General features: G+C 63.4%; 18 protein-coding genes and 2 pseudogenes. 19 read left to right on the top strand and 1 reads right to left on the bottom strand.

Annotation, left to right across the window (positions count from 1 at the left end; translation table 11 throughout):
• The first annotated feature begins 324 nt into the window (after window positions 1–324).
• The 19 genes and pseudogenes from IOC82_RS15705 to IOC82_RS15615 form a co-directional block, all read left to right on the top strand.
• Window positions 325–690: an NADH-quinone oxidoreductase subunit A gene (locus IOC82_RS15705; RefSeq protein ID WP_290547146.1), complete on the top strand. Its 366-nt coding sequence runs from the start codon at window positions 325–327 to the stop codon at window positions 688–690.
• Window positions 681–1,205 carry an NADH-quinone oxidoreductase subunit B family protein gene (locus IOC82_RS15700; RefSeq protein WP_290547145.1) on the top strand — a complete coding sequence of 175 codons (525 nt, stop codon included), beginning with the start codon at window positions 681–683 and terminating at the stop codon, window positions 1,203–1,205. The genes IOC82_RS15705 and IOC82_RS15700 overlap by 10 nt, the downstream gene beginning before the upstream one ends.
• Window positions 1,206–1,207: 2 nt before the next feature.
• Window positions 1,208–1,810 carry an NADH-quinone oxidoreductase subunit C gene (locus tag IOC82_RS15695; RefSeq protein ID WP_290547166.1) on the top strand — a complete coding sequence of 201 codons (603 nt, stop codon included), beginning with the start codon at window positions 1,208–1,210 and terminating at the stop codon, window positions 1,808–1,810.
• Window positions 1,807–3,000 (top strand): NADH-quinone oxidoreductase subunit D, encoded by a 1,194-nt coding sequence (locus IOC82_RS15690; RefSeq protein WP_290547144.1) that lies wholly within the window; start codon window positions 1,807–1,809, stop codon window positions 2,998–3,000. Before IOC82_RS15695 ends, IOC82_RS15690 begins: the two co-directional genes overlap by 4 nt.
• Window positions 2,997–3,680 carry an NADH-quinone oxidoreductase subunit NuoE gene (gene nuoE, locus IOC82_RS15685; RefSeq protein WP_290547143.1) on the top strand — a complete coding sequence of 228 codons (684 nt, stop codon included), beginning with the start codon at window positions 2,997–2,999 and terminating at the stop codon, window positions 3,678–3,680. The genes IOC82_RS15690 and nuoE overlap by 4 nt, the downstream gene beginning before the upstream one ends.
• Before the next feature lie 9 nt (window positions 3,681–3,689).
• Window positions 3,690–4,997: an NADH-quinone oxidoreductase subunit NuoF gene (gene nuoF, locus IOC82_RS15680; RefSeq protein ID WP_290547142.1), complete on the top strand. Its 1,308-nt coding sequence runs from the start codon at window positions 3,690–3,692 to the stop codon at window positions 4,995–4,997.
• A 3-nt stretch (window positions 4,998–5,000) separates the two neighbouring features.
• Window positions 5,001–5,456: a DUF3291 domain-containing protein gene (locus tag IOC82_RS15675; protein ID WP_290547141.1), complete on the top strand. Its 456-nt coding sequence runs from the start codon at window positions 5,001–5,003 to the stop codon at window positions 5,454–5,456.
• A 12-nt stretch (window positions 5,457–5,468) separates the two neighbouring features.
• A complete protein-coding gene (gene nuoG / locus IOC82_RS15670; RefSeq protein ID WP_290547140.1) occupies window positions 5,469–7,550 on the top strand; it encodes an NADH-quinone oxidoreductase subunit NuoG in 2,082 nt (693 codons plus the stop codon).
• 3 nt (window positions 7,551–7,553) lie between these two features.
• Window positions 7,554–8,615, top strand: a complete 1,062-nt coding sequence (gene nuoH / locus IOC82_RS15665; protein ID WP_290547139.1) for an NADH-quinone oxidoreductase subunit NuoH — start codon at window positions 7,554–7,556, stop codon at window positions 8,613–8,615.
• 109 nt (window positions 8,616–8,724) lie between these two features.
• Complete coding sequence (gene nuoI, locus IOC82_RS15660; protein ID WP_290547138.1) at window positions 8,725–9,213, top strand: NADH-quinone oxidoreductase subunit NuoI; 489 nt, start codon at window positions 8,725–8,727, stop codon at window positions 9,211–9,213.
• Window positions 9,214–9,221: 8 nt separating this feature from the next.
• Window positions 9,222–9,830, top strand: coding sequence for an NADH-quinone oxidoreductase subunit J (locus IOC82_RS15655; protein WP_290547165.1), 609 nt, complete (start codon window positions 9,222–9,224; stop codon window positions 9,828–9,830).
• 3 nt (window positions 9,831–9,833) lie between these two features.
• Complete coding sequence (gene nuoK, locus IOC82_RS15650; protein WP_290547137.1) at window positions 9,834–10,142, top strand: NADH-quinone oxidoreductase subunit NuoK; 309 nt, start codon at window positions 9,834–9,836, stop codon at window positions 10,140–10,142.
• A 10-nt stretch (window positions 10,143–10,152) separates the two neighbouring features.
• On the top strand, window positions 10,153–12,201 hold the full coding sequence (nuoL, locus tag IOC82_RS15645) for an NADH-quinone oxidoreductase subunit L (protein ID WP_290547136.1): 2,049 nt from the start codon (window positions 10,153–10,155) through the stop codon (window positions 12,199–12,201).
• Complete coding sequence (locus tag IOC82_RS15640) at window positions 12,198–13,712, top strand: NADH-quinone oxidoreductase subunit M (RefSeq protein ID WP_290547164.1); 1,515 nt, start codon at window positions 12,198–12,200, stop codon at window positions 13,710–13,712. The genes nuoL and IOC82_RS15640 overlap by 4 nt, the downstream gene beginning before the upstream one ends.
• 13 nt (window positions 13,713–13,725) lie before the next feature.
• Window positions 13,726–15,171 (top strand): NADH-quinone oxidoreductase subunit NuoN, encoded by a 1,446-nt coding sequence (gene nuoN, locus IOC82_RS15635; RefSeq protein WP_290547135.1) that lies wholly within the window; start codon window positions 13,726–13,728, stop codon window positions 15,169–15,171.
• Window positions 15,114–15,920 (top strand): biotin--[acetyl-CoA-carboxylase] ligase, encoded by an 807-nt coding sequence (locus tag IOC82_RS15630; protein WP_290547134.1) that lies wholly within the window; start codon window positions 15,114–15,116, stop codon window positions 15,918–15,920. Before nuoN ends, IOC82_RS15630 begins: the two co-directional genes overlap by 58 nt.
• A complete protein-coding gene (locus IOC82_RS15625; RefSeq protein WP_290547133.1) occupies window positions 15,917–17,584 on the top strand; it encodes a ribonuclease J in 1,668 nt (555 codons plus the stop codon). Before IOC82_RS15630 ends, IOC82_RS15625 begins: the two co-directional genes overlap by 4 nt.
• 46 nt (window positions 17,585–17,630) lie before the next feature.
• On the top strand, window positions 17,631–19,874 hold the full coding sequence (parC, locus tag IOC82_RS15620) for a DNA topoisomerase IV subunit A (protein ID WP_290547132.1): 2,244 nt from the start codon (window positions 17,631–17,633) through the stop codon (window positions 19,872–19,874).
• A gap of 98 nt (window positions 19,875–19,972) precedes the next feature.
• Window positions 19,973–20,135, top strand: a pseudogene (locus IOC82_RS15615) (IS256 family transposase); the annotation flags it as partial.
• 158 nt (window positions 20,136–20,293) lie between these two features.
• Here the strand turns inward: IOC82_RS15615 and IOC82_RS15610 are convergent.
• Window positions 20,294–20,670 (bottom strand): annotated as a pseudogene (locus tag IOC82_RS15610) (transposase); the annotation flags it as partial.

Raw genomic sequence — 20,670 nt, 5'->3', positions numbered from 1 at the left:
ACATGGCAATTCCCGCTGTTCAGATTCCAATGCTTCGTCCGGCGGCTTCGAAATTCCCGGTCTTTTTTTCCGGGCCGGTTCGCGGCAGTTTGTGTCTTCTTCAGGCTGCGGCGGCGCATCTCCACCAAGTGGACATACCGGCTGGTCTGCCCGCCATCCCGAAATCTCGGCTGAGAGCGAGGCCGCGCCCTGTGCGCGTCAGCCTGCCACATTTGTCATCAAGCTTTGACAACTGTGCCGAAAAACTTGCGGGGAGAGGGGCGGTGCGCTACCAAGCGGCGGATTCTTGTCCGCCGCTCCGGCGGACCGAGAGGCGAGAGCAACATGCCAGAACTGTTGAGAGAATACCTGCCGCTGGTCATCTTCCTGGGGGTGGCGCTCGGCTTCTCCCTTATCCTGCTGATCACACCGATTCTGATCGCCTTCCGCAACCCGGACCCCGAGAAGCTCTCGGCCTATGAATGCGGCTTCAACGCTTTCGACGATGCGCGCATGAAGTTCGACGTGCGCTTCTACCTGGTGTCGATCCTTTTCATCATCTTCGATCTCGAGGTGGCCTTCCTGTTTCCATGGGCGATTTCGCTGAAGGAGGTCGGCGTTTTCGGCTTCTGGTCGATGATGATTTTCCTCGCCGTCCTGACCATCGGCTTCATCTATGAATGGCGAAAGGGAGCTCTTGAATGGGATTGATCGAACAGACTTCGCCTGAGCAGCGCGAGTTCTTCACCGGGATCAATGCCGAACTTGCCGACAAGGGCTTCCTCGTCACCGCCTCGGACGACCTCATCAACTGGGCCCGCACCGGCTCGCTGATGTGGATGACTTTCGGGCTGGCCTGCTGCGCGGTGGAGATGATGCAGGCCTCGATGCCGCGCTGGGATCTTGAACGCTTCGGCTTTGCGCCGCGCGCCTCGCCACGCCAGTCGGACGTGATGATCGTCGCCGGCACGCTGACCAACAAGATGGCCCCTGCGCTGCGCAAAGTCTATGACCAGATGCCGGAGCCGCGCTACGTGATTTCCATGGGGTCCTGCGCCAATGGCGGCGGCTACTATCACTATTCCTATTCCGTGGTGCGCGGCTGCGACCGCATCGTGCCGGTCGACATTTATGTGCCCGGCTGCCCGCCCACCGCGGAGGCGCTGATCTATGGCGTGCTGCAACTGCAGAAGAAGATCCGCCGCACCGGAACGATCGAGCGTTGATGATGGCTGAGACCTTGCAGGACCTGGGCGAGCACGTTGCCCACAAGCTGGCGGGCGCGGTGACGGGCTTGCACGTGGAATATGGCGAGCTGACGGTGACGGCTGAAGCCGCCCACATCGTGCGCGTGCTGGAATTCCTGCGCGACGATGCGGAGTGCCGCTTCGTCTGCTTCATCGATATCTGTGGCGTGGATTACCCGGATCGCGAGAAGCGCTTCGACGTGGTCTACCATCTGCTGTCTCCTTACAAGAACCGGCGCATCCGCGTGAAGGTCGAGACCAACGAGGACACCGCTGTGCCCTCCGTCATCTCGGTCTTCCCAGCCGCCAACTGGTATGAGCGCGAGACCTTCGATCTCTACGGCGTGCTCTTCTCCAACCACCCGGATCTGCGCCGCATTCTCACCGACTACGGTTTTGCCGGCCATCCGCTGCGCAAGGACTTCCCGCTCACCGGTTATGTTGAGGTGCGCTGGGACGACCTCGCCAAGCGCGTGGTCTATGAGCCCGTCAAGCTCACGCAGGAATTCCGTGCATTCGATTACGAGAGTCCGTGGGAAGGCACCGAATACGTGCTCCCCGGCGATGAAAAGGCCAAGCCGTGACCGATACCCAGTCCGTCCGCAATTTCTCGATTAATTTCGGCCCTCAGCATCCAGCCGCCCACGGCGTGCTGCGCCTCGTGCTGGAACTCGATGGCGAGGTCTGCACCCGTGTCGATCCCCACATCGGCCTCCTGCATCGCGGCACCGAGAAGCTGATCGAGCACAAGACGTATCTCCAGGCCGTGCCTTACTTCGACCGCCTCGACTACGTAGCGCCGATGAACCAGGAACATGCCTGGTGCCTGGCCATCGAGAAGCTGCTTGGCCTCACGGTGCCGAAGCGCGGCCAGCTGATCCGCGTGCTCTATTCCGAGATCGGCCGTCTGCTCTCGCATCTTCTCAACGTCACCACCCAGGCCATGGATGTCGGCGCGCTGACGCCGCCGCTCTGGGGCTTCGAGGAACGCGAGAAGCTGATGGTGTTCTATGAGCGCGCCTCGGGCTCGCGCATGCATGCCGCCTATTTTCGCCCGGGTGGTGTGCACCAGGACGTTCCGCCGGAGCTGGTCGAGGATATCGGAGTGTTCTGTGAGCACCACAACAAAGTGCTGGACGACATCGAGGGCCTCTTGACCGGCAACCGCATCTTCAAGCAGCGCAACGTCGACATCGGCGTCGTGTCGCTGAAAGAGTGCTTCGAGTGGGGCTTCTCCGGCGTCATGGTGAGGGGCTCGGGTGCTGCCTGGGACCTGCGCAAGGCGCAACCCTATGAATGCTATGACGAGATGGATTTCGACATCCCCATCGGCAAGAATGGCGACTGCTATGACCGTTACCTGATCCGCATGCAGGAAATGCGCGAGTCGGTGAAGATCATGAAACAGTGCGTGAACCTGCTGCTGGGCGCGGAGCGCTCGGGTCCGGTCTCGGCGAATGACGGCAAGGTGGTGGCGCCGAAGCGCAGCGAGATGAAGCGCTCGATGGAAGCGCTGATCCACCACTTCAAGCTTCATACCGAGGGTTTCCATACGCCGCCGGGCGAGGTCTATGCCGCCGTCGAGGCGCCGAAGGGCGAGTTCGGCGTTTATCTGGTCTCCGACGGCGCCAACAAGCCCTATCGGGCCAAGCTGCGCGCGCCGGGCTTCGCGCATCTGCAGGCCATGGACCACATCTGCCGCGGCCACATGCTGGCGGATGTCTCCGCCGTGCTGGGCTCTCTCGATATCGTTTTTGGCGAGGTGGACCGGTGAGTGTGCGGCGTCTTCATCCCGTTCAGCCCGGCAGCTTCGCCTTCAATGCGGAGAACCTGGCCTGGGCCAAGGCAAAGATCGCGCAGTATCCTGCGGGCAAGGAAGCCTCGGCGGTGATCCCGCTCTTGTGGCGCGCCCAGGAGCAGAACGGGAACTGGGTGACGAAGCCCGCGATCGAGTATGTCGCGAACATGCTCGGCATGGCCTATATCCGCGTGCTCGAGGTCGCGACCTTCTACACCATGTTCCAGCTGCAGCCGGTGGGCAAGGTGGCCCATATCCAGGTCTGCGGCACCACGCCCTGCATGCTGCGCGGCGCGGAGGATTTGAAGAAGGTCTGCCAGCACAAGATCCACCGCGAGCAGCATCACGTCACCGAGGATGGCAAGTTCTCGTGGGAAGAGGTCGAGTGCCTCGGCGCCTGCGTGAACGCGCCCATGGTGCAGATCTTCAAGGACACCTACGAGGACCTGACGCCCGCCTCGCTCGAGAAGCTGATCGACGACTTGGCCGCCGGCCGCAAGGTGAAGGTGGGCCCGCAGACCGGCCGTCACATGGCGTCGCCTGAAGGCGGCCCGACGAGCCTGACGGATCCCGCTCTTTACGATGGCCAGCGCACCTTCACGCGCGTTGAACCGCCCCCGCCGCCGCCGCCCCCGGCCGATGAGACGAAGAAGTGAGAAGCAGACATGCTCGCTGACAAGGACCGCATCTTCACCAACATATACGGCTTCCATGATTGGGGTCTGGAAGGCGCAAAAAAGCGCGGCTGCTGGAGCGGCGCCAAGACCTTCATCGACAATGGCCGCGATTGGATGATCAACGAGATCAAGGCCTCTGGCTTACGCGGCCGCGGCGGTGCGGGCTTCCCCACCGGCCTCAAGTGGTCCTTCATGCCCAAGATCATCGGCGAGCGGCCGCATTACCTCGTGGTGAATGCCGATGAGTCGGAGCCCGGCACCTGCAAGGACCGCGAGATCCTGCGCCATGAGCCGCATCTCCTGGTCGAGGGCAGCCTGCTGGCGGGTGCGGCGATGGGCTGCCACACCGCGGTCATCTATGTGCGCGGCGAATTCATCCGCGAGCGCGAACATCTCGAGGCCGCGGTCGACCAGGCCTATGAGGCGCGCCTCATCGGCAAGAACAACGTCCATGGCTGGGACTTCGACATCATCGTCCATCATGGCGCCGGTGCGTACATCTGCGGCGAAGAGACGGCCATGCTCGAAAGCCTCGAGGGCAAGAAGGGCCAGCCGCGCATGAAGCCGCCGTTCCCGGCCAATGTCGGCCTCTATGGCGCGCCAACCACGGTGAACAATGTGGAGTCGATCGCGGTCGCCGGCACCATCATGCGGCGCGGCGCCACCTGGTTCAATTCGCTCGGCCGCCCCAACAATGCCGGCACCAAGCTGTTCTGCATCTCGGGCCACGTGAACAAGCCCTGCGTGGTGGAGGAGGAACTCGGCATTCCCTTCCGCGAGCTGATCGAGAAGCATGCCGGCGGCGTGCGCGGCGGCTTCGAGAACCTGCTGGCGGTGATCCCTGGCGGCTCGTCGGTCCGCATGGTTCCGGCCAACCTTATCATCGACACGCCGATGGACTTCGACTCGCTCTCCAAGCTGCGTTCGGGCCTCGGCACCGCGGCGGTGATCGTGATGGACAAGTCGACTGACCTCATCAAGGCCATTGCGCGGCTCGCCTATTTCTACAAGCACGAGTCCTGCGGCCAGTGCACGCCCTGCCGCGAAGGCACGGGCTGGATGTGGCGCGTGATGACCCGCATGGCCGAGGGCCGCGCGGAAAAGCGCGAGATCGACATGCTGCTCGACGTGACGAAGCAGATCGAGGGCCACACCATCTGTGCCTTGGGCGATGCGGCGGCCTGGCCGATCCAGGGCCTCATCGCGCATTTCCGCCATGTGATCGAAGAGCGCATCGATCAGTATGCCGCGAACCCCGACCATGATGGCGCTGTCGCTAAGATCGCGGCGGAGTGAACAGTGCACATTGCTGAACTCAACATCGGTAAATTCAAGTACCCGACCCATGACCCGCGCATGGCCGGGTTCATGGACAATCTCGATCGCGTCAACGCGATCGCCGAACGTTCGCCGGGCTTCGTGTGGCGCCTCAAGGGCGACAACAACAATGCCACCGACTTCCGCGTCGGCGACGACATGGCGGTGAACCTCTCGGTCTGGACCGATGCGAAGTCACTCGAGGACTATGTCTTCAAGACCGTGCATGTGCAGTTCTACCGTAACAAGGCCGCGTGGTTTGACCTGATGGAGAAGCCGTACGTGGTGATGTGGTGGGTTCCCGAGGGCCACCTGCCGGCGCTGGACGAGGCCTACGTGAGACTCAAGAAATATGAGCAGGAGGGCCCCAGCGCGGAGGCCTTCGGCTGGCGCCAAGTGATGGATGAACAGCGCATGCGGGCGCTCCGCTGTGCGTGAGGAATAAGCAAGATGCCCAAGATCAAGATCGACGGCGTGGAACTCGAGGTCGAGAACGGCCTCACCCTGCTGCAGGCCTGCGAACAGGCGGGCGCGGAGGTGCCGCGCTTCTGCTATCACGAGCGTCTGTCGATCGCCGGCAATTGCCGCATGTGCCTTGTCGAGGTGAAGGGCGGCCCGCCCAAGCCCCAGGCTTCCTGCGCCATGTCGGTGAACGACCTGCGCCCCGGCCCCAATGGCGAACCGCCGGAAGTCTTCACCAAGACCCCGATGGTGAAGAAGGCGCGCGAAGGCGTGATGGAGTTCCTGCTCATCAACCATCCGCTCGATTGCCCCATCTGCGACCAGGGCGGGGAATGCGACCTGCAGGACCAGGCCATGGCCTATGGCGTGGACAAGAACCGCTTCCACGAGAACAAGCGCGCGGTGGAGAACAAATATCTGGGCCCGCTGGTCAAGACCTCGATGAACCGCTGCATCCAGTGCACCCGCTGCGTCCGCTTCACCACGGAAGTGGCCGGCATCGAGGAGATGGGCGCCACCGGTCGCGGTGAGGACATGGAGATCACCACCTATCTCAACAAAGCGATCTCCTCCGAACTCCAGGGCAACATCATCGACCTCTGCCCGGTGGGTGCTCTCACCTCGCTTCCCTATGAGTTCAAGGCGCGGCCCTGGGAATTGCGCAAGACCGAGACCATCGACGCGATGGATGCGGTGGGCTGCAACATCCGCGTCGACGCGCGCGGCCGTGAGGTGATGCGCATCCTGCCGCGCACCCATGAGGACGTGAACGAGGAGTGGATCTCCGACAAGACTCGCTTCGTCTGGGACGGTCTCAAGGCCCAGCGCCTCGACAGGCCTTATGTGCGCGAGTTCGGCAAGCTGCGGGCGGCCACTTGGGGCGAGGCCTTCCAGCGCATCGCGCAGCGCATGAACGGGGTGAACCCAGACCGCATCGGCATCATCCTTGGCGACCTCGTCTCCGCCGAGGAGGCCTTCTCGATGCGCCAGTTCGCCGACCTCTTCGGCTTCAAGAACATCGACTGCCGCCAGGACGGCACACCGCTGGGCGAGAGGGGCGGCCGTGCGGGCTATCTCTTCAACACCGGCATCGCCGGAATCGATGAGGCAGACTCGATTCTGCTCATCGGCGCCAATCCGCGCCTCGAGGCCACGGTGCTCAATGCCCGCATCCGCAAGCGCGTGACGCGCGGCGGCTGCCCGGTCTCGGTGATCGGTGAGCAGGCCGACCTCACCTATGGCTACAGCTATCTCGGCGCTGGCCCCGAGACGCTGACGAAGTTCATCGATGCCGCGCAGGCCACGGGCGCCAAGCCCATGGTGATCGTGGGGCAGGGCGCACTCGCGCGCGCCGACGGCCCGCAGGTGCTGGCGGCGGCCTACAAGGCGGCAGAGAAGCTCGGCGCCATCAAGGACGGCTGGAACGGCTTCAACGTGCTGCACACGGCAGCTGGCCGTGTAGGTGCGCTCGACGTCTGCGCGCTTCCGTCCCTCGAGGGCGGCAGGACCACGCGCCAGATGCTGGAAGCCGCGAAGGCGGGCGAACTCGATATTCTCTTCCTCATCGGGGCAGACGAGATCGACACCCTGGCGCTGGGCTCCACCTTCGTCGTCTATGTCGGCACACATGGCGACGCCGGCGCGCATCGCGCCGACGTGATCCTCGCCGGTGCGGCCTATGTCGAGAAGCAGGCGACCTATGTGAACACCGAGGGCCGCCCGCAGCTGACCGAGCGCGCCTCCTTCCCGCCGGGCGAGGCCCGCGAGGATTGGGCGATCTTCCGCGCGCTCTCCGAGGCGCTGGGCCGGGCGCTGCCCTGGAACAATCTCGAGGAGCTGCGCGCCGCCATGTACAAGGTGGCGCCGCAGCTGATGCGCATCGACCAGCGCACGCCCGCGCCCATGGGCGGGCTCGCCGATCTCGGCAAGGCCGAGGGTGCGATGTCAGCGGAGCCCTTCCGCTCGCCCATCACGGACTTCTACATGACCAACCCGATCGCCCGCGCGTCCCGCATCATGGCCGAATGTTCGGCCCTGAAGAACGTGCAGAAGCTCGAGGCCGCTGAGTAAATCATGATCGAGGCTCTTCTCACTTTGCTGTTCTTCGCCGTCGTGAGCTTCGGCTTCATGGCGGGCCTGCTGTTGATCGTCGCCTATCTGCTGTGGGCCGACCGCAAGATCTGGGCCGCCGTGCAGATGCGCCGCGGCCCCAACGTCGTTGGCCCCTGGGGCCTGTTCCAGTCCTTCGCCGACCTTATCAAGTTCGCGCTGAAGGAAGTGGTGATCCCCGACGGCGCCAACAAGGGCGTCTTCGTTATCGCCCCTCTGGTGACGGCGACCCTGGCGCTCGCCGCGTGGGCAGTTGTCCCTGTCTCAGAAGGCTCGTTCTTCGGCCTCGCCGAGGGCAAGTGGGTGATCTCCGACATCAATGTCGGTATCCTCTATCTATTCGCGATCTCCTCGCTCGGCGTCTATGGCGTTATCATGGGCGGCTGGGCCTCGAACTCAAAATATCCTTTCCTCTCGGCGCTGCGCTCCGCTGCACAAATGGTGTCCTATGAAGTCTCGATCGGCTTCGTCATCGTAACCGTGCTGATGTGCGCGGGCTCGATGAACCTGACCGAGATCGTGCGCTCGCAGCACACCGGCCTCGGCGCCATGCTAGGCCTGCCGGGGTCGTTCCTCGACTGGTACTTCATTCCTCTGTTCCCGATGTTCATCATCTTCTTCGTCTCGGCGCTGGCGGAGACGAACCGCCCGCCCTTCGACCTCGTCGAGGCGGAATCGGAACTGGTGGCGGGCTTCATGGTGGAATATTCCTCCACGCCCTACCTTCTCTTCATGCTCGGCGAATATGTGGCGATCACGCTGATGTGCGCGATGACCGCCATCCTCTTCCTCGGCGGATGGCTGCCGCCCATCGACGTGGCGCCGCTCAACTGGGTGCCCGGGTTCATCTGGTTCTTCCTCAAGGTGGTTCTGGTGTTCTTCATGTTCGCGCTGGTGAAGGCCTTTGTGCCGCGCTACCGCTACGACCAGTTGATGCGTCTGGGCTGGAAAGTCTTCCTGCCGATCTCGATCTTCTACGTGGTGCTGGTGGCCGCCGTGCTCGTCGGCTTCGGGTGGGCGCCGTGACCGGAGGGATTTCAGGGGCGCCGCCGTTCCTAAGTCCCGGCCTTGCGGAATTCGCCCATTCGCGGCTCCATGCCGGGTGGAAGCACGATATCTCACGGGTGAAACACGCATGAAACTCGCACAAGCCGCCCGCTCGCTGTTCCTGAAGGAGTTCGTCGCCGCCGCGGTGCTGTCGATGCGCTACTTCTTCGCGCCCAAGGCGACGATCAATTACCCCAACGAAAAGGGTCCGGTGTCGCCCCGCTTCCGCGGCGAGCACGCGCTGCGCCGCTATCCCTCCGGTGAAGAACGCTGCATCGCCTGCAAGCTGTGCGAGGCCGTGTGCCCCGCACTCGCCATCACCATCGAGGCGGGGCCCCGCCGCAACGACGGCACAAGGCGCACCACGCGCTATGACATCGACATGGTGAAGTGCATCTATTGCGGATTCTGCCAGGAGGCCTGCCCGGTGGACGCCATCGTGCTCGGCCCCAATTTCGAATTCGCCACCGAAACCCGCGAGGAGCTGCTCTACGACAAGGAGAAGTTGCTCGCCAATGGTGACCGCTGGGAACGCGAGATCGCGCGCAACATCGCGATCGACGCGCCCTACCGCTGAAGGAGCCCATAATGGCCGCCGCACTGTTCTTCTATCTCTTTTCGGCCATCGCGGTTGCCTCCGCGGTCATGGTTATCTCGGCGAGGAACCCGGTTCACTCGGTGCTCTTCCTCATTCTGTGCTTCTTCAACGCCGCCGGCCTCTTCGTGCTGCTTGGGGCGGAGTTCCTGGCGATGATCCTCGTCGTCGTCTATGTCGGCGCGGTGGCCGTGCTGTTCCTCTTCGTCGTCATGATGCTTGACGTCGACTTCGTGGAACTGAGGCAGGGCATGCTGAACTACCTGCCCATCGGCGGCGCGATCGGGTTGATCGTGCTGGTCGAGCTCGCGCTCGCGGTTGGTGGCTGGATCATCAGCCCGGGAAGCCTCGGGTCGCGCGTGGCGCCGTTGCCGGAAGGCGTAACCAACACCGAGGCGCTGGGCCGCGTGCTCTACACGGACTTCCTGTTCTACTTCCAGGCGGCGGGTCTTGTGCTGCTCGTCGCCATGGTCGGCGCCATCGTGCTGACGCTGCGCCACAAGGAGGGCGTGAAGCGACAGAACATCTCCGTACAGGTGGCCCGCACCCCCGCCACCGCCGTCGAGGTCGTGAAGGTCAAGCCGGGGCAGGGGATCTGAGCCATGGAAATCGGCCTCTCGCAATATCTCACCGTCGCGGCGATCCTCTTCACCATCGGCATCTTCGGCATCTTCCTGAACCGCAAGAACGTCATCGTCATCCTGATGTCGGTCGAGCTCATCCTGCTCTCGGTCAACATCAACCTTGTCGCCTTCTCGACCTTCCTGGGCGATCTCGCCGGGCAGGTCTTCGCGCTGCTGGTTCTCACCGTTGCCGCGGGCGAGGCGGCCATCGGCCTTGCCATCCTCGTCACCTATTTCCGCAACCGCGGCACCATCGCGGTTGAAGACATCAATCTCATGAAGGGTTGACGGGAACATCATGAACACCGTCCTTTCCGCCATCGTCTTCCTGCCGCTGATAGGCGCGCTGATCGCCGGTCTCTTCGGCACCAAGCTGTTTCGCCAGCTTGGCCGCGACTCCGACGTCTATGGCGAGCACGCCCATGCCCACGACGCGCATAGTCGCCATGACCACGGCCACAACGACGGCCACGGCCACCATGGGGCTTACGACGGCCCAACCTGGCCGATGTATCTCACCACCGCGCTGCTCTGCCTTTGCGCCGTACTCTCCTGGTATGTCTTCGCGGGCTTCCTGCATGAGCCGCGCGTCGAGAAGTTGGAAGTTCTGCACTGGATCAACTCCGGCGCACTCTCCGCCAACTGGATGATCCGTGTGGACACCTTGACCGCCGTCATGCTGGTGGTGGTGAACACGGTCTCCGCCCTCGTACATATCTACTCGCTTGGCTACATGAGCCATGACGAGTCCCAGCCGCGCTTCTTCGCCTATCTTTCGCTCTTCACCTTCGCCATGCTGATGCTGGTGACGGCGGACAACCTCGTCCAGATGTTCTTCGGCTGGGAAGGCGTGGGCCTTGCGTCCTACCTGCTCATCGGCTTCTGGTATCAGCGCGACAGCGCCTGTGCCGCCGCCATGAAGGCCTTCATCGTCAACCGTGTTGGCGACTTCGGCTTTGCGCTTGGCATCTTCGGCTGCTTCATGGTCTTCCAGACGGTCGACTTCGACACGATCTTCGCCGCCGCCCCGGGCGTTGCCGGCAAGACCATGCACTTCTTGGCCTGGCAGCCCGACACGCTGACCGTGCTCTGCCTCCTCCTGTTCATGGGCGCGATGGGCAAGTCGGCGCAGTTTTTGCTGCACACATGGCTGCCGGACGCCATGGAAGGCCCGACGCCCGTCTCTGCCTTGATCCACGCCGCCACCATGGTGACGACCGGCGTCTTCATGGTCGCGCGTCTCTCGCCGATGTTCGAGCTGGCGCCCTACGCCAAGGATTTCGTGGTCGTCATCGGCGCCATCACCGCCTTCTTCGCGGCCTCAGTCGGCCTCGTCCAGAACGACATCAAGCGCGTCATCGCATATTCGACCTGCTCACAGCTGGGCTACATGTTCGTGGCGCTTGGTGTTGGTGCTTATGGCGCGGGCGTGTTCCACCTCTTCACGCATGCCTTCTTCAAGGCGCTGCTCTTCCTCTCGGCGGGCTCCGTCATCCACGCCGTGTCAGGCGAGCAGGACATGCGCAAGATGGGCGGGCTTGGCCCCTTCATCAAGATCACCTTTGCCATGATGGTGATCGGCAACCTGGCGCTCACCGGTTTCCCTTATACATCGGGCTTCTTCTCCAAGGATGCCATCATCGAGGCGGCTTATGTCTCGGGCTGGGGCTTCGCCTTCTGGATGCTGATCATCGCCGCGGTCTTCACCTCCTTCTACTCTTGGCGCCTCACCTTCATGACCTTCAACGGCCAGCCCCGCGCTGACCGGAAAGTGATGGAGCATGTGCACGAGAGCCCCATGGTCATGCTTGTCCCGCTCTTCGTGCTCGCTGCCGGCGCGCTTTTCGCGGGGCTGGCGTTCAAGGATTATTTCATCGGTCATCACTTCAAGGAGTTCTGGGGCGCCTCGCTGGCCAATGGCCCGGTGATGGAGGAGATGGAGCGGGAGGGGACGGTTCCATCCCTCGTCAAGTGGTCGCCCTTCATCGCCATGGCGCTGGGTTTCGTCACCGCCTGGGTCTTCTACATCCGCGACACCTCGATCCCGAAGCGCCTCGCCGAGCTGCACCAGCCGCTTTACAAGTTCCTGCTCAACAAGTGGTACTTCGACGAGCTCTATGACTTCATTTTCGTGCGCCCCGCCATGTGGCTCGGCCGCTTGCTGTGGAAGAAGGGCGATGGCTTCATCATCGACGGCTTCGGCCCCGATGGCGTCTCCGCGGCCGTCAATGACGTGACGCGCGGCGTCGTCCGGCTGCAGACCGGCTATCTCTATCACTATGCCTTCGCCATGATGATTGGTGTCGCCGCATTGATGTCCTGGTTCCTTTTCGGGGGCGCGCACTGATGAACTGGCCCATCCTTTCGGTCATCACCTTCCTGCCGCTCCTCGGCGTGCTCTTCATCCTCACCGTGAGGGGTGATGACGAGGTTGCGCTCAAGAACGTGCGTTGGGCGACACTGTGGACGACGCTTTTCACCTTCGTTCTGTCCTTGAGCATCTGGTATTTCTTCGACTTCAATGCTTCAGGATTCCAGTTCGTCGAGGAGCATTCGTGGCTCGGGCCGGCTGCCACCTACAAGCTCGGCGTCGACGGCATCTCCATGCCCTTCGTGATTCTGACCACCTTCCTGATGCCGATCTGCATCCTCGCCTCGTGGCACGTCACCAAGCGGGTGAAGGAATACATGATCGCCTTCCTCGTGCTCGAGACGCTGATGACCGGCGTCTTCTGCTCGCTCGATATCGTGCTGTTCTACCTGTTCTTCGAGGCGGGCCTGATCCCGATGTTCCTGATCATCGGCATCTGGGGCGGCCCGCGCCGCGTCTATGCGAGCTTCAAGTTCTTCCTCTACACGCTCCTGGGCTCGGTGCTCATGCTGATCGCCATCGTCTATATGTACTGGACAAGCGGCACGACTGACATCACCCAGCTGCTCGCCAATCCGGGCTTCACGCCGGAGGCGCAGAAGTGGCTGTGGCTCGCTTTCTTCGCCTCCTTCGCGGTGAAGATGCCGATGTGGCCGGTGCATACTTGGCTGCCCGACGCGCACGTCGAGGCGCCGACGGCCGGCTCCGTCATCCTGGCGGCGATCCTGCTGAAGATGGGCGGCTATGGCTTCCTGCGCTTCTCGCTGCCAATGTTTCCGGATGCTTCGGTCTATTTCCAGGACTTCGTCTTCTTCCTCTCGGCCGTCGCCATCATCTACACCTCGCTGGTGGCGCTGATGCAGGAGGACATGAAGAAACTTATCGCCTATTCCTCCGTCGCCCACATGGGCTTCGTGACCATGGGTATCTTCGCGCTGAACCGCCAGGGCATCGACGGCGCCATGTTCCAGATGATCAGCCACGGCCTGGTGTCGGGGGCGCTCTTTCTCTGCGTGGGCGTGGTCTATGACCGCATGCACACGCGCGAGATCGCTGCTTATGGCGGGCTCGTCGACAACATGCCGCTCTATGCCTGCATCTTCATGGTTTTCACCATGGCTAATGCCGGCCTGCCCGGCACGAGCGGCTTCATCGGCGAATTCCTGTCGCTGATGGGCGCCTTCAAGGCGACGGCGTGGGTGGCCTTCTTCGCCACCACCGGCGTCATCCTCTCGGCGGCTTATGCCCTGTGGCTCTATCGCCGCGTGGTGTTCGGCAAGCTGACGAAGCCGGCGCTGATGCGCCTGCCGGACGTGACCCCGCGCGAGCTGGCAACGCTGCTGCCGCTGGTCATCCTCACCATTTTCTTCGGCGCCTATCCGGCCCCGATCCTCAACATCTTCGGCCCCGCGGTCGAAGGCATCATCAGGCCCTTGAACGAGGCCGCCGCAGCAGCGCATCTGCTGGCGACTGCCGCGCTGCAGTAAGGACAATCGACCCATGTGGCTTCTCCAACAGGCCGATGCCGTAGCCGCTTTCCCCGAGATCGTGCTGGCGGTGCTGACGCTGGCACTCCTGATGCTCGGCGTATTCCGCAAGGGCGATCCTTCGGACATGGTGACGTTGGGCTCCCTCATCGCTCTCGGCATTGCTGGGCTGCTGGTCATCTTCTGGTCGGGCCATCAGGCCACCGCCTTCCACGGCGCGCTGATGGTCGATACCTTCGCCAAGGTGATGAAGGTGCTGGCGCTGTTCGGTTCCGCCGCGGCCCTCGTCCTCTCCGTCAGCTTCATGAAGCGTGATGGTTCGCAGCGCTTTGAATATCCAATCCTCATCCTGCTTGCCACCCTTGGCATGATGCTGATGATCTCCGCCAACAACCTGATTGCTCTCTACATGGGCCTCGAGCTGCAGTCGCTGTCGCTCTATGTGCTGGCCGCCATCAACCGCGACTCGGCGCGCGCCTCGGAAGCGGGCCTCAAGTATTTCGTGCTGGGTGCGCTCTCCTCGGGCATGCTGCTCTATGGCGCCTCGCTGGTCTATGGCTTCACCGGCACCACCGAGTTCCCAGGCATCGCAGCCTATCTCACCAGCAATGGGGCGGACCTCGGCGCGATCTTCGGCCTGGTCTTCGTCATCGCGGGCCTCGCCTTCAAGATCTCCGCCGTGCCCTTCCACATGTGGACGCCCGACGTGTACGAAGGCGCGCCCACGCCGGTCACCGCCTTCTTCGCGGCGGCGCCCAAGGTGGCGGCCGTGGCGCTGATCACCCGCACCATGATGGTGGCCTTCGGCGCCATCCAGCCGGCCTGGGGCCAGATCATCATCTTCATCTCCATCGCCTCCATGGCGCTCGGCGCCTTCGCCGCCATCGGCCAGAGCAACATCAAGCGACTGCTCGCTTACTCTTCCATCGCCAACATGGGCTATGCGCTGGTGGGCCTCGCCACCGGCACTCAGGAAGGTGTCCAGGGCGTCGTCGTTTACATGATCATTTACATGATCATGGCGCTTGGCTCCTTTGCTTGCATTCTCGCCATGCGCCGCAAGGGCTGCATGGTGGAGGAGATCGGCGATCTCGCGGGCCTGTCGCGCAACCACAAGGGCCTGGCCTTCGTCTTCTCCATGCTGATGTTCTCGATGGCCGGCATTCCGCCGCTGGCGGGCTTCTTCGCCAAGTATTTTGTGTTTCTCGCGGCGGTGAAGGCGGGCCTCTATGCGCTGGCGGTGATTGGCGTCGTCACCTCGGTGGTGGGCGCCTATTACTATCTCCGCATCGTCAAGATCATGTATTTCGACGAGCCGAAGGCGGCCTTTGAGCCGATGGACGGCGAGGTGAAGCTCATCGCCTATGCCTCGGGCGCCTTCACGGTTGCTTTCGTTCTCCCGTGGATCGCCAGCCCCGTCATTGCGGTGGCTGCGGCCGCAGCCAAGTCCTTCTATTGAGACTCTTAACTGGACATCCGGTCCGCCACTTCGGCCGGATCGATTCCACCAATCTGGAGGCCCGCAGGCTTGCTCAACAGGCTGAGCGCGGGCCTCTTTGGCTTTTGGCGGATGAGCAGACGCTGGGCCGAGGCCGCCTGGGCCGCAGCTGGGTGAGCGAGCCAGGCAACCTATACGCCACTTTCCTGTTCGCGATCACGCAAGGCTCGCATCTCGCCGCACAGGTGAGCTTTGTGGCCGCGCTTGCCGTGCATGACACCGTCGTCACGCTGCGGCCTGAACTTAGCCCCCGCATCAAGTGGCCGAACGATGTGTTGATCGGGGGGGCAAAGTTCTGCGGCGTGCTGCCGGAGGTAGTGGGAGAAAACCCCACGCGCATCGGCATTGGTTTCGGCCTCAACATCGCCCACGCACCGGAAGGAACGCCCTATCCGGTCACGGCGCTGGGCGCTGATCTTTCGGTCGCCACCGTGCTGAAGGAGCTCGACGCCAGCCTCGTCCGCCGCCTTGCGCAGTGGGACGAGGGCAGGGATTTCACCTCCATCCGCGCCGACTGGTCCGCCTGCGCACTGGGCCTTGGCGGCAGCGTCACGGCGACGTCCGGAACACGGCAACTCGCGGGAACCTTCCGGGAGTTGGCGGCCGATGGCGCGCTGGTTCTTGCGCAGGCGGACGGCACAGTCACTCCCATCCATTCCGGCGAGGTTTCCTTCGCCGAACTCGAAGCCCTGAGGCGGAAACACGCATGAACGCGCGGCGCAGAGCACAACTCCCCAGCGAACTCGTATTCCTGCCGCTTGGAGGCACCGGCGAAATCGGCATGAACTGCTATGCCTATGGCCATGGCCCGGCTGATGATCGGCACTGGCTGATGGTCGACCTTGGCGTGAAGTTCGGTGAGGAGACGGACCCCGGCATCGACGTGGTGCTGCCCGACGTGGGCTTCATCACGGCAGAGAAGTCGCGGCTGCACGGCCTCATCCTCACCCATGCCCATGAGGATCACTTGGGCGCCGTCGCATGGCTGTGGCCTCAGCTCGGATGCCCGGTCTATTGCACGGCCTTCGCCGCGCAGATCCTGGCGCTGAAGCTGAAGGAAGCAGGGCTTGACGAGCAGGTGCCGGTGAAGGTCATGCCGATGGGTTCCATGTTCAAGCTGGGCCCCTTCGGACTGGAGATGGTCGCCGTCACCCATTCGATTCCGGAGTCTACTGCTCTGCTGATCGAGACGGACCGAGGCAGGGTGCTCCATTCCGGCGACTGGAAGATCGACCGAACGCCCGTTCTGGGCGAGGGCATGGACGAGAAGCGCCTGCGCGAGATCGGCGCCAGGGGTGTGGACGTGCTGGTCTGCGATTCCACCAACGTGCTGCGCGAAGGCCATTCGCCCTCCGAGAAGGACGTGGCCGAACGCATCACCGAAATCGTGAAGCAGGCCAGGGCCCGAGTCGCCATCACCACCTTCGCCTCGCACCTTGACCGCATCGCCACGGCGATCCGCGCCGCACGCGCCACGGGGCGCGAGGTGGTCATCGCCGGCCGCGCCATGCGCAACACCATCGAGGCGGCGCGACTCTGCGGCATGCTGAATGACTCGGGCCGCCTGCTCGACCAGGAGGAGTTCGGCTATCTCCCGCCCGACAAGGTGATCCTCTTGTGCACGGGCAGCCAGGGCGAGCCGCGCGCGGCCATCGCCCGCATCGCCGAGGACCAGCATCCGCATATCTCGCTCGATCCAGGCGACCTCGTGATATTCTCGTCCAAGACCATACCGGGCAACGAGAAAGAGGTGAGCCGCGTGCTCAATAACCTCGCGCGCCTCGACATCGACATGGTGACAGGCGACGACGACCTCGTGCACTCCTCCGGCCACCCGCGCCAGGGCGAGCTGGCGCTTCTCTACGAGTGGGTGAAACCCAAGGCGCTGATTCCCATGCACGGCGAGCCGCGCCACCTGAGGGCCCACCGCATCTTCGCTGAGTCGAAGGGCATCCGCGATGTCCTGATCCCGCGCGACGGCGCCATCATCAGGCTTGCTCCGGGGCCGCTGGCGGACATTGACGAGGCCCCCTGCGGGCGGCTCCATGTCGATGGCCGCCTCATCGTGCCCGCCGAGGACGGCCCGGCCAAGCAGCGCCGCAAGCTCGCCTTCGTCGGCATCATCTTCGTCTCCGTCGTGATCGACGCGAAGGCGGAGCTCGCCGCCGATATCGAGATCATTACCGACGGCATTCCCGCAGGCCTCGAGGGGGACCTGCTTGAGGCGGCGGAGAAGGCCTTCGACTCCACCCCCAAGCCGCGCCGCAAGGATGTGAACCAACTCGCGGAGACCATCCGCACCGCGGTGCGCCGCGCGGCGGACCTGACATGGGGCAAGAAGCCGATCGTCAAGGTCGCGGTGGCGAAGGTTTGAGCCCTCATTCAATTCCCGCAGACGGAAATGCTATAAGCCCCGAATCATGAGCAAGCACGTTCCCCCGCCGCAAGGCCCCAACGAAATCGAGAAGATCGACCTGAAGGAAGCGCTGGAAGAGCGCTACCTCGCCTATGCCCTGTCCACCATCATGCACCGCGCCCTGCCGGATGTGCGCGATGGGCTGAAGCCGGTGCACCGCCGCCTGCTGCATGTGATGCAGATTCTGCGGCTCGATCCCAATTCGGCCTTCAAGAAATCCGCCAAGATCGTCGGCGACGTGATGGGCGGCTATCACCCGCATGGCGACCAGTCGATCTATGATGCGCTCGTCCGCCTCGCGCAGGATTTCTCCTCGCGCTATCCGCTGGTCGACGGGCAGGGCAACTTCGGCAACATCGACGGCGATTCTGCCGCCGCCTACCGCTACACCGAAGCGCGTATGACGGAGGTAGCGAAGCTCCTCCTCGAGGGACTCGACGAGGACACCGTCGACTTCCGCCCCAACTATGATGGCTCGGTGCAGGAGCCGGTCGTGCTGCCCGGCGCCTTCCCGAACCTGCTCGCAAACGGTTCCTCCGGCATCGCCGTGGGCATGGCGACCTCCATCCCGCCGCACAATGCGGCCGAGCTCTGCGATGCCGCCCTCCACCTCATCAAGACGCCCAACGCGACGGACGAGAAGATCGCCACGCTCGTTCAGGGGCCGGACTTCCCCACGGGCGGCATCATCATCGATGACCGCGCGTCCATCCTCGAGGCCTACAAGACCGGCCGCGGCGGCTTCCGCGTGCGGGCCCGCTGGAGCGTTGAGGAACTGCCGCGTGGCATGTGGCAGATCGTGGTCACCGAGATTCCCTATCTCGTGCAGAAGAGCCGGCTCATCGCCAATATCGCCGAACTGCTGAACGCCAAGAAACTCACGCTGCTCGCCGACGTGCGCGATGAATCAGCCGAGGACGTGCGCCTCGTGCTGGAGCCGAAGAGCCGCACCGTCGACCCCAACCTGATGATGGAGCAGCTGTTCCGCAACACCGAGCTCGAGGCCCGCATTCCGCTCAACATGAATGTGCTGAGCCACGGCAAGGTGCCGAAGGTGATGAGCCTCAAGGAGGTGCTGCGCGAGTGGCTGGACCACCGAAAGGACGTGCTCGTCCGCCGCACCAATTTCCGGCTCGGCGAAATCGCACGGCGCCTCGAGATCCTCGAAGGCTATATGATCGCCTACCTCAACCTCGACGAGGTGATCCGCATCATCCGCGAGGAGGATGAGCCGAAGCCTGCGCTGATGGCGCGCCTCAAACTCACCGACAACCAGGCCGAGGCTATCCTCAACATGCGGCTGCGCGCCTTGCGCAAACTGGAGGAGATGGAAATCCACGGCGAGCACCAGAAGCTCACCAAGGAGCAGAAGGCGCTGAACGCGCTCCTGAAGTCGGATGACGAGCAGTGGGCCACGATCTCGGATGAGATCAAGGCCGTGAAGGAGAAATTCTCCAAGAAGACGCCGCTCGGCCGCCGCCGCACGGATTTCTCGGAAGTCCCCGAGATCGACGTCGACTTCGAGCAGGCGATGATCGAGAAGGAACCCGTCACGGTGGTCTGCTCCGAGAAGGGCTGGATACGCACCATGAAGGGCCACATGGAGGATTTTTCGACTCTCACCTACAAGGATGGCGACCGCGGCCAGTTCACCTTCCATGCGATGTCGACCGGCAAGGTGATGCTGTTCTCGTCGAGCGGCAAGTTCTTCACCCTCGATGTGGGCAAGCTGCCCGGTGGCCGTGGGCATGGCGAACCGGTGCGCTTGATCTGCGACCTCGATGCGGCGGATTCGATTGTCTCGCTCTTCGTGCATGTGCCGGGAACGAAGCGCCTTCTGGCCTCCACCGGGGGCGACGGCTTCATCGTTGCCGAGGACGAATGCGTGGCCAACACCCGCAAGGGCAAGCAGGTGCTGAACGTCAAGGCGCCGGCCGAGGCCTGCGTCTGCGTCGTGGTGCCGCCCGATGCGACGCATCTCGCCACCATCGGCGAGAACCGCAAGATGATCATCTTCAAGCTCGGCGAGGTGCCGGAAATGGCCCGCGGCAAGGGCGTGCGCCTGCAGAAGTTCAAGGACGGTGGCTTAAGCGATGCCCGCGCCTTCAAGCTGAAGGACGGACTGACCTGGACGGACAGCTCGGGCCGCAACTTCGTCGTCACCGACCTCAAGGAATGGATCGGCGAACGCGCCCAGGCCGGCAGGCTTCCGCCCAAGGGCTTCCCGCAGCGGAACAAGTTCGGGTGACACCAGCGCAGCGCACGGCCGTAGGTGATGTGGCGGCCACCGCCGGTCTTCGGAGCAGGTTCAGGGTGCGACACCTGTAATCTGAAACGGAGACCGCGATGACCGTCGGCGGAATGGATCTTATGGAGCTTGTTGAGAAACAGGCTGATGGGAACTTGGTGCGTGAGATAGCTCGCTTTTGCGGCGGAATGCATCATGGAAGCGGAGGTTGAGACAAGCCCCGGAGCAGCCAAAGGCGCCCATTCTCCCCCGCGCGAAGTTGTGTCTCGATGGAACGCCGGGGGCGGGCAAGCACTTTGCGGCCAGACACGCCGGGTGGGCGTTCGTCGCGGCTAAGGCGACTCGTATTTGGGCCGTTGATCATGTCCCTTTCCGTGGTGTAGCTGATGGCATTGGTCGCCGAGCGTTACCGGCTTGGGCCGGATCTGATCGACCACTGTCCGCCACTGGGTGCTCGCGGCTTCCGGCGTTTCCTGCGCGAAGGCGGAGGCGATGAAGGCCGAGACCACGCGGCGGCCCGACTTCCCGGCATGGGCAAGGACGTTGCGCATGAAGTGCACGCGGCAGCGCTGCCAGCTGGCGCACAGCACCTTGGAGACGGCGGCCTTGATCCCTTCATGGGCATCGGAGACGACCAGCTTGACGCCCCGGAGCCCGCGCCGCGTCAGCTTGCGAAGGAAGGCGGTCCAGATGGGTTCGGCCTCCGCGGTGCCGATCTCCATACCCAGAATCTCGCGCCGTCCGTCGCTGTTGACGCCTGTAGCGATGATGACGGCGAGCGAGACGACACGCCCGC

The sequence above is a fragment of the Aestuariivirga sp. genome (assembly GCF_020252395.1).
Classification (GTDB): Bacteria; Pseudomonadota; Alphaproteobacteria; order Rhizobiales; family Aestuariivirgaceae; genus Aestuariivirga.
The sequence above is the reverse complement of the archived record's forward strand: the minus strand, read 5'-3'. Positions and strand labels throughout refer to the sequence as shown.

Coding starts and splice junctions, on each gene's coding strand:
- nuoI (WP_290547138.1), top strand. CDS start 8,725: ATGAAACTCGCACAAGCCGCCCGCTCGCTGTTCCTGAAGGAGTTCGTC.
- nuoK (WP_290547137.1), top strand. CDS start 9,834: ATGGAAATCGGCCTCTCGCAATATCTCACCGTCGCGGCGATCCTCTTC.
- nuoG (WP_290547140.1), top strand. CDS start 5,469: ATGCCCAAGATCAAGATCGACGGCGTGGAACTCGAGGTCGAGAACGGC.
- nuoL (WP_290547136.1), top strand. CDS start 10,153: ATGAACACCGTCCTTTCCGCCATCGTCTTCCTGCCGCTGATAGGCGCG.
- parC (WP_290547132.1), top strand. CDS start 17,631: ATGAGCAAGCACGTTCCCCCGCCGCAAGGCCCCAACGAAATCGAGAAG.
- nuoH (WP_290547139.1), top strand. CDS start 7,554: ATGATCGAGGCTCTTCTCACTTTGCTGTTCTTCGCCGTCGTGAGCTTC.
- IOC82_RS15705 (WP_290547146.1), top strand. CDS start 325: ATGCCAGAACTGTTGAGAGAATACCTGCCGCTGGTCATCTTCCTGGGG.
- IOC82_RS15695 (WP_290547166.1), top strand. CDS start 1,208: ATGGCTGAGACCTTGCAGGACCTGGGCGAGCACGTTGCCCACAAGCTG.
- nuoF (WP_290547142.1), top strand. CDS start 3,690: ATGCTCGCTGACAAGGACCGCATCTTCACCAACATATACGGCTTCCAT.
- nuoN (WP_290547135.1), top strand. CDS start 13,726: ATGTGGCTTCTCCAACAGGCCGATGCCGTAGCCGCTTTCCCCGAGATC.
- IOC82_RS15625 (WP_290547133.1), top strand. CDS start 15,917: ATGAACGCGCGGCGCAGAGCACAACTCCCCAGCGAACTCGTATTCCTG.
- IOC82_RS15700 (WP_290547145.1), top strand. CDS start 681: ATGGGATTGATCGAACAGACTTCGCCTGAGCAGCGCGAGTTCTTCACC.